The sequence below is a fragment of the Corallococcus sp. CA049B genome (assembly GCF_003611685.1).
Taxonomy (GTDB): domain Bacteria; phylum Myxococcota; class Myxococcia; order Myxococcales; family Myxococcaceae; genus Corallococcus; species Corallococcus coralloides.
In genome coordinates this window covers 1-8,116 of the sequence record NZ_RAWC01000308.1, presented here as the reverse complement: position 1 = coordinate 8,116, position 8,116 = coordinate 1, and the positions used below count along the sequence as shown (strand labels likewise).

The 8,116-nt window shown below is 72.3% G+C and carries 4 protein-coding genes; all 4 read right to left on the bottom strand.

Going from position 1 to position 8,116, the window contains the following annotated elements; genetic code table 11:
* Positions 1 to 1,704 (bottom strand): serine/threonine-protein kinase (locus D7W82_RS36810; protein ID WP_147439729.1); only part of this gene is annotated, 1,704 nt, incomplete at its 3' end.
* Positions 1,705 to 1,724: 20 nt separating this feature from the next.
* Positions 1,725 to 4,553, bottom strand: a complete 2,829-nt coding sequence (locus tag D7W82_RS40745; protein ID WP_158617795.1) for a serine/threonine-protein kinase — start codon at positions 4,551 to 4,553, stop codon at positions 1,725 to 1,727.
* Positions 4,554 to 4,655: 102 nt separating this feature from the next.
* Entirely contained in the window at positions 4,656 to 4,964 is a 309-nt protein-coding gene (locus tag D7W82_RS36795) for a hypothetical protein (protein ID WP_120622761.1), read from the bottom strand.
* Positions 4,965 to 5,169: 205 nt separating this feature from the next.
* On the bottom strand, positions 5,170 to 8,116 hold a 2,947-nt coding region (locus D7W82_RS36790), incomplete at its 5' end, for a choice-of-anchor D domain-containing protein (protein WP_233588159.1).

The following is an 8,116-nucleotide window of genomic DNA, read 5'->3' as shown; positions in this document are numbered from 1 at the left end:
GGCGGGTTCTGCCGGGGGCACCGCGGTGGTGGCCGGAGGCGGGTTCGTCGCCGGGGGCGAGGCCTGCGCGGGCGGGCTCCCCTGCCCCACGTCCCGGGCACCGGTGTTCGAGCGGGCCACGGCGAGGACGCCCACGAGGCCCGCGAGTCCCAGCGCGGCGGCTCCAGCCCACAGGGCGCGCTTGCGGCCCGGCGCGACGGGGGGCCCCGGCTCGGTGGCGGAGACCGTATCGAGTTCGCGGTCGTCGTCGGCGCCGGGGAACTCATCCGCGAGAGGCGCGGCACGACGCGCGGAGGCGGTGTCAGCCTTGCCGGCGGAACCGGCCCGGCGCGCGGAGGCGGTGTCGGGCTTGCGGCTCGAGGACTCCTCCCGACGGCGCGCGGAGGCGGATGACCGCGAGCCTCCGTCCTCGGGTGCACCGACGTCGTCATCGGCGGAGCCGGTCCAGGCCATGGAGTTCTCGTCGCTCGGGGACTCAGCCCTGGCGGCGGGGACCTCGCGGGATTCGCTGCGCCTGGCGAGCGGCGCTTCCCTTCCCATGGACTGCAACGGCATCTGCGGCGTGGGCTGCGGAGGACGGCCGTTCGGCGACGGGTCGTCTCGCGACAGCACCAGCGTCGTCCCGTGGCGGTCCTCGTCCGGCGAGGCGCCCCGCTTCGCTCCCGAGGCGTGCTCGCGCGACGGCATCACCGCCGTGGGCTCGCGGGGCGGCGCTCCGGCGGGCAGCGCTCCGTCCTGCAGCGCGGTGCGCTCCGGGAGCGCGGGCAGCGCCTGGTTGCTGGCCGCGATGGGGAACAGCGGCCGGACGAACGCGCCCACGTCGGTGTCATCCACGGAGCGGGCGTGGTTCAACACGCACTGCGCCAGCGCGCGCTCCAGCTCGCCCGCCGTCTGGAAGCGCTTGGACAGGTCGCGCTCCAGCGCGCGGCAGATGGCGGCGTCCAGGTCCGGCGGCACGTCCGGGTTGAGGCGCGCGGGCGGCACGATGGCGCTCTCCTGCACCGCGCGCAGGACGGCGATCTCCGAATCCCCCTGGAACAGCCTCCCGCCGGTGAGCAACTCCCACAGCACCACGCCCAGCGCGAAGACGTCGGTGCGCACGTCCACGCTCTCGCCCCGGGCCTGCTCGGGCGACATGTACGCGAACTTGCCCTTGAGCACGCCGGGGTTCGTCAGCTTGTTGCCCGCCTTCGCGATGCCGAAGTCGGTGAGCTTCACCGCGCCGTCGTAGGACACGAGCACGTTGTGCGGCGTGACGTCCCGGTGGACCAGGTTCAGCAGCTCGCCATTCACGCGCAGGCGGTGGGCATAGTGCAGCCCGCGCGCGACCTCCGCGCCGATGTGCGCCACCAGCACGGGCGGCATCGGCGTCATCGACTCCTTGCTCCGCTTGCGCAGCTCCCACAGCGAGCAGCCGCGCACGTACTCCATCGCCAGGTAGTAGGTGTCCTCGTGCTTGTCGAAGTCGAAGATCTGCACCACGTTGGCGTGGTTGAGCCGCGAGGCCAGCCGCGCCTCCGCGATGAACATCTGCACGAAGTCCGGGTCGCTCGCGAGGAACGCCCGCACGCGCTTGATGACGACCTCCTTCTCGAAGCCCTCCGGCCCGCGCGCGGTGCACAGGAAGATCTCCGCCATGCCCCCTTCGGCGAGCTTGCGGCGCACGACATACTTGCCGACGTGGGTGCCTGCCTCGAGCGTCACGGAAGGGTCCAAGGCCACGCCTACTCGAACTTGACCGTCACCACGTTGAGGTCGATGGGACGCACCTCGATGCGGCGGCTGACAGTGCGTTTCAGTTCGGGGTTGGTGAACTTGCAGTCATAGAGGCCCACCCCCAGCTTCACCGGCTGGAAGGGCGTCTCCCCCAGCTTGCGGCCGTTGCACGACACCTCCGCCCAGGGCGTCACCACGAAGCTCACCGGCGCGGAGCGCTCCGCGGCGCGGGCGGCTTCACGCACCTCCGCCGCGGGCAGCGCCGTGGCGACGGGCGCCTGCCCCCCCGGCGCGGGAGCCTGGGCGCCAGGGGACTCCTGGGCCTGCTTCACTTCGGGAGTCAGCGCATCCGGCTCACGGGGACCGGCCACGCCGGAGGGCCCGACGCCGGGCTCCGGGGTCGTTGAAGGCGGCGGGGGCGCGGTCGCGGGCGGCTCCGCACCGGGCTTTCCGGACGACGGCAGCGGCACGAGCTTCAGCGGCCCCACGTCCAGCCGGCCAGACGGCGGGATGACGATCTGCGTGCGCAGCTCGCGGTAGCCTTCCTTGATGAGCACGACCCAGTAGCGGCCGGGCTTCACCGTCGGCAGCGTCAGCGGCGTGCGCTCCGGGAGCACCCGGTCCTCGAAGACGACGCGCGCGCCCTCGGGCTCGGACTCCACGTGCACGCCACTGGCGCCCGGGCCCAGGCTCCACACGATGCCGACGCCCACCAGGATCGCGACGAGCACGATGGCGCCGTACAGGAGCGCGCGGCGCTTCGGCGGCGTCACGGCGGACTGCTCGGTGAGCGTTCCGGTGCGGGCCGGCGGCACCCACGCGTTGGGCATGGGCGCGCGGGACGCGGAGCGCGGCGCGGTGGACGCGGTCATCTCCTCGATGGTCGCGTGGGGCGCGGGCACTGGGAGCCGGTGGCCGCGGTGTTCGCCGGACGGCGTGGGCCCACCCGGCCGGGGGACTGGAATCTCGGAGCGCGGCACGGCGCGCAGGTCCTGCGTGGGGCCCTCGTCCACGTCCGCGCGGGAGACAGCGCGCATGTCCAGGGTCGAGTCGTCCTCGTCATCCTGGGTCAGCGTCGTCATGGAGCGCTGATCCAGCGTGGGCCCGTCCTCCTCTATCTGGAACCCGCGGGAGAGCTTCCCCTGCGTGTCCACCATCGCGAGCGTGGGGCCGTCCTCCTCCACCTGGAACCCGCCGGAGAGCTTCCCCTGCGTGTCCACCATCGCGAGCGTGGGCCCGTCCTCCTCTATCTGGAACCCGCCGGAGAGCTTCCCCTGCGTGTCCACCATCGCGAGCGTGGGACCGTCCTCGTCCTGCGTCACCGTCGGGAGGGACGGCTCCTCCAGGCGCACCGGCCGGGTGCTCCGCGAGGGCGGTGACTCCAGGGCCCGCCGCGAGCCCGTCATGCCCCGGGGGGCCTCGGCGCGCGGGTCGGCGTTGCGAACTTCAGAGCGGGGCTCCGGCCGGGCGTCGACAGCGCGGGCCTCCACGCTCCGGGCCTCCGCGTTGCGGACCTCCGAGCGGGGCTCCGGGCGGGCGTCGACAGCGCGGGCCTCCACGCTCCGGGCCTCCGCGTTGCGGACCTCCGAGCGGGGCTCCGGCCGGGCGTCGACAGCGCGGGCCTCCGCGTTGCGCGCTTCCACCCGCGCCTCCGCGTTGCGGCCCTCCGGACGGGTGTCCGGGCCCCGAACCTCCGAGCGCGCCCCCTCCGCCTCCGCGTCCTCGCGGCGCGCCTCCACCTTCCCGCTGGGACGGCTCGGCCGGTTCGGGCGCAGCGTGGTGGTGGGCTCGTTCTCCGTGCGCGCGAGCGCCGTCGCGGGCCGCATCACCGAACGGCGCGGCGCGGGCGGCGGAGCCACTCCCGCCTCCTCGTCCGTCACCTGCACCTCGCCGGAGCGCGCCTCCTCCGTCAGCCGGTCCGAGTACAGCTCCCGCATGTACCCGGCCAGGTCCGCTGGCGTGCCACACGGCTGCGGCTGCGACGCGAGCCACCCCTCCAGCGCCCGCTGCAGCTCCTGCGCGTGCTGGTAGCGCGCGTCCGGGTCCTTCGCGAGCGCCTTGAGCACGATGGCGTCCAGCTCCGCCGGCACCCGGGGCGCCACCTGCGACGGCACCGGGACGTTGCACTCCGCCACCGCCGACAGGGTCAGCATGTCACTGACGCGCTTGAAGAGCCGGCCCCCCGTCAGCAGCTCATGCAGCACCACGCCCAGCGCGAACACGTCCGAGCGCCGGTCCACGCGCTGGCCCGCGGCCTGCTCCGGCGACATGTACGAATACTTGCCCTTGAGCACCCCGGAGCGCGTGACGGTGGCCTGATCCGCCGCCTTCGCGATGCCGAAGTCCACCACCTTCACGCCACCGTCGAACGTCACCAGGATGTTCTGCGGTGACACGTCCCGGTGCACGATGCCCAGCGGGCGCCCCGCCGCGTCCGTCTTCTTGTGCGCGTAGTCCAGGCCCGCGCACGCCTCCAGCAGGATGCGGCAGACGATGGGCACCGGCAGCGGACGCCCCGCCGTCTCCGAGCGCTTCCAGAGCCGGCGCGCGTCCACGCCATGGATGTACTCCATGGCGATGAAGAAGGTGTCCCCCTCCGCCCCCAGGTCGTAGATCTGCACCACGTTGGGGTGCGCGAGCCGGGCCGCGATCCGCGCCTCGTCCAGGAACATCCGGACGAACTCGTCGTTCTCCGACAGGTGCGGGAGGATCCGCTTCAACACCAGCAGCTTGTCCGGAGCATCCGAACCCGGCCGGCGCGCGAGGTAGATCTGCGCCATGCCGCCCGTGGCGAGGCGCTTCAGGAGCTGGTAGCTGCCGTAGGTTTCGATGGACACGGCCGGACGCGAGGAGGCGAACCCCAAGCGTAAGCGGCCGGGCCAGGGGAATCAAACATCGAATCCCCCTGGGCTTTTCGAAGGTTCCACCGGGCGTGTGCCCTAGCGCCGGGCGGCCCGGACCTCGCGGGTCTCCCGCATCAGGGCCTCCAGGTCGTCCAGGTGCCGCTTGAGCACCGGCATCAGCACCGGCGCCGCGTCCACCCGGTCGAACAGGTCCAGCACCCGGTCCACCTTGCGCTCGATCTCCTGCGCCCTCACGGGGCTGATGCGCTTGAGCAGCATGTCCGCCCCGGCCTCCATCAGCACCCGCGCCACCGCGTTCCGGTCCGCCAGCGGCTCCTGCTTGCGCTGCCCTTCCCCGCGGATGACCCGCAGCCCCGGCGCACCGGCGCGCGGAGAGGACTTCATGGGCTCATCAGGGGTCCAGGTGTTCACAGCGCCTCCAGGGCAACAGCGTGCAGACGCTCCGCAGGGTACACACCGAGGGAGCGCCTCCAATTTTCTGGTCATCCGCACAGGCAGATGCAGTGCTGTAGCACCGGGGTCTGACACCCCCGTTCGGGGCCGGATGGCCGGCCCGTCACGGGGTCCACAACCACGGGTTCCCCACCGTTCAGTCGTTGGCGCAGGCGCGGCGGTAGGTGATGGCCACCCTGGAGCCCGGCGGCGGCACCACGCTGAACACCACGCTGTTGGACGCGGCGTCGTAGGTCCACCCGCTGGGGGTGGGGGCGCCGTTGACGCTCACCACCACCGTGCCCGCGTCGGGCTCCTCGCTCAGCGGGAAGCGGTCCTGCGCGCTGAACGCCTTGTTGGCCACCTGCCGGAGCAGCGGCGCGTAGTCCGCCGCGCAGACGTTGAGCACCTCGCCGCCCGTCTGCGCCGCCGCGTCCGCGTACCGGGTGCCAGTGCCGCCCGCCGTGGAGCAGGAAGTCTTGGTGGGCGCGATGGCGAAGAACGTGGCCCGCTGCGGCTGGTTCTCCCCCTTGCGCTGCTGCGCCCACTGCACGTACGTGGCGACCGCGTCCGGCGAGTGGTCGTCCTCGTCGCCCACGAACACCACGACCAGCGCCGCGGAGTCGCGCAGGAAGCCCGCGTTGCCGTCGTTGGCCAGCGGCGTGCGCGGATCATCCGCGTTGTTCACCAGGGGAGACGTGAGCGCGCGGCGCATCGCCTCAAAGCCCTGCTCCACCTGGGCGCACTGGCCCACCTGCACGTTCTGCTGGAGCACCTGCGTCACGTCCGGCGTGGCCAGGGTGAGGATGCGCTGGCGGCTGTTGTCCGCCGGGAAGAAGCGGCCGGCCTCGCCGCCCAGCGCGCCGCCCGGGCACGCGCCGGACACCGCGGAGATGCCCGTCGTCGTCACCGCCATGTTCACGTCCACCGCCTTGTTGCGCGCGGCGTCCACGAACGCGGGGATGGCGGACACGAGCTTCGGGTGCTCCTCCACCATGGACGCCGTGTTGTCCACGACGAACAGCACGTCCACCTTGCTCACGTCCTGCTGCACGAAGTTGTCCGTCTTGTCCGTCTTCTTCGACGACTCACCGATGAGCGGCACCATCAGCGGGATGGGCAGGTCGCTGGAGTCCACGAAGAGCGGCGACAGGTTCATGCCCGTCACCTGCGCCAGGTAGTCCACGCCCACCGTGAAGGACTCGCCCGGCTGAAGCTGGAACGCGGGCGGCGCCGGGTGGTCCAACAGCTCGAACTCCGTGTCCGTCGTGCCCGGCCCGATGAAGACGTTGGAGATGGTGACGGGCGTGGTGCACGCGTTGAGGTAGTTCACCTCACGCGGCGCCGGGCGGCAGTCCTTGCGGCCCAGGCCGAAGTCCAGGTACCAGGGCGACGCCACCAGGCACGTCTCCTGCGAGTTCGCCATCAGCGGAACCTGCCGCACCGGCGTCACCGGGTTGTACTGCTCCACCTGCAGCTCACCCGCGAAGCTGCCTCCGGTGAAGGGCGCCTGGAACGCCACCTGGAAGCTGAACCAGTCCCCCGGGTAGATGATGCCGCCGAAGAGCTCGCCGCCGGGCATCTTGAACACGCCGCCGCCGTCGTTGGCGATGCGGATGTTCTTCACGGGGCACAGGTCCTGTCCCTTGTTCTCCAGCTTCACGCCCAGCACCGCCCCGCGGCCCGGCGGGAGGGTGCCGAAGTCCACCAGCTCCGGCGTGACGGTCAAGTCACACGGCGCATGCGCCCGCGCGCTGCCGAAGAAGTCCAGCTGCACGGTGGCCGCGGAGAACGCGCTCGTGGTCATCACCAGCGCGCCGGACGCGCTGCCCTCGCGCATGGGCTCGTAGAAGACCTCCAGGTTCAGCTCGCCGTTGGCCGGCAGGGTGAACGGCAGCGGCACCGGCTTGTTGTTGAACTGGAGCTGGGCGCCCGTGGCGTCCGGCGTCCAGTCCAGCGTGTTGATGGTCAGCGGCCCCGCGTTGTCCGTGCCGCAGTTCTTCACGTTCACCACCACGCGCACCTTGGAGCCCAGCGGCTGCTCGCCGAAGTCGTGCATCATCGGCGACACGCACAGCTCGGACGCGCCGCCGAAGCCGCGCAGCGGCACGGGCAGCGTGGGGTGGCGCTTGCTCACCACGGTGTAGACGGCGCGGTCCGTGGCCGCGCCCATGTGGCCGGGGCTGTAGCGGATCTCAAAGGCGCGCACCTCGCCCGGCTGGAGCACCAGCGGCAGGCCCGTGTTGTTCTGGCTGAAGGACGCGTCCGTGCCATCCAGCATGAGCGACGTCACCGTCACCGGCTCCGTGCTGATGTTGCGCAGGCTGGAGGCCTTGATGGCGTCGCGGTCCACCGGCACCGCGCCGAAGTCCAACACCTCCGGCTCCGCCACCACCGCGCGCTCCAGCGACTCCGCCGTCACCTGCACCGGCACGTCCGCGCACCCGTGGCAGGGCGAGATGGCCAGCGCAATCCGCTTCTTGCCCACCCGCACCGGGTTGAAGGTGAGGGGCAACTCCACGCGCTCGCCCGGGTTCACCGTCACCGGCGCCGCGACGAACTCGTCCTTGTCCGCGCCCACCAGCCTGGGCGTCACCATCACCGGCAGCTCCGTGGGGTTGTCCAGCGTCACGCCCAGCGTCTTGGTGGAGTCCGCCTCGATGCGGCCGAAGTCCAGCGCGCGCGGCGTCACCCGCGCCCACGCGTCCACGCCGGCGCCGTTGAGGGGAATCCGCATCAGCGGCTCGATGCGCGTGTCCGAGCGCACCACCAGCACCGCGGGCAGACCGCCTTGCGCCAGCGGCGCGAAGCGCACCTTCAGCGTGCACTCGCTGCCCGGCACCAGGCTGTGAGGCCCCTCATGGGTGAACTCGGCCTTGTAGGCGCCTTCCGGCCCCTCCACCCAGGCCTCGTCCACCGTGATGCGCGCGCGGCCCACGTTGCGCAGCGTCACCGTGGATTCGCGAGCGTCGAAAACGGCCACCCGCGCGAAGTCGACGCCGCCCGGCGTCGCCGTCAGCCGGCCGTCCGCGAGCGACGAGCGCTCCCGGTCCGCGCAGCCCGACAGCAGTCCCACCACCACCAGCCCCAGCAGGCCCCAGCGC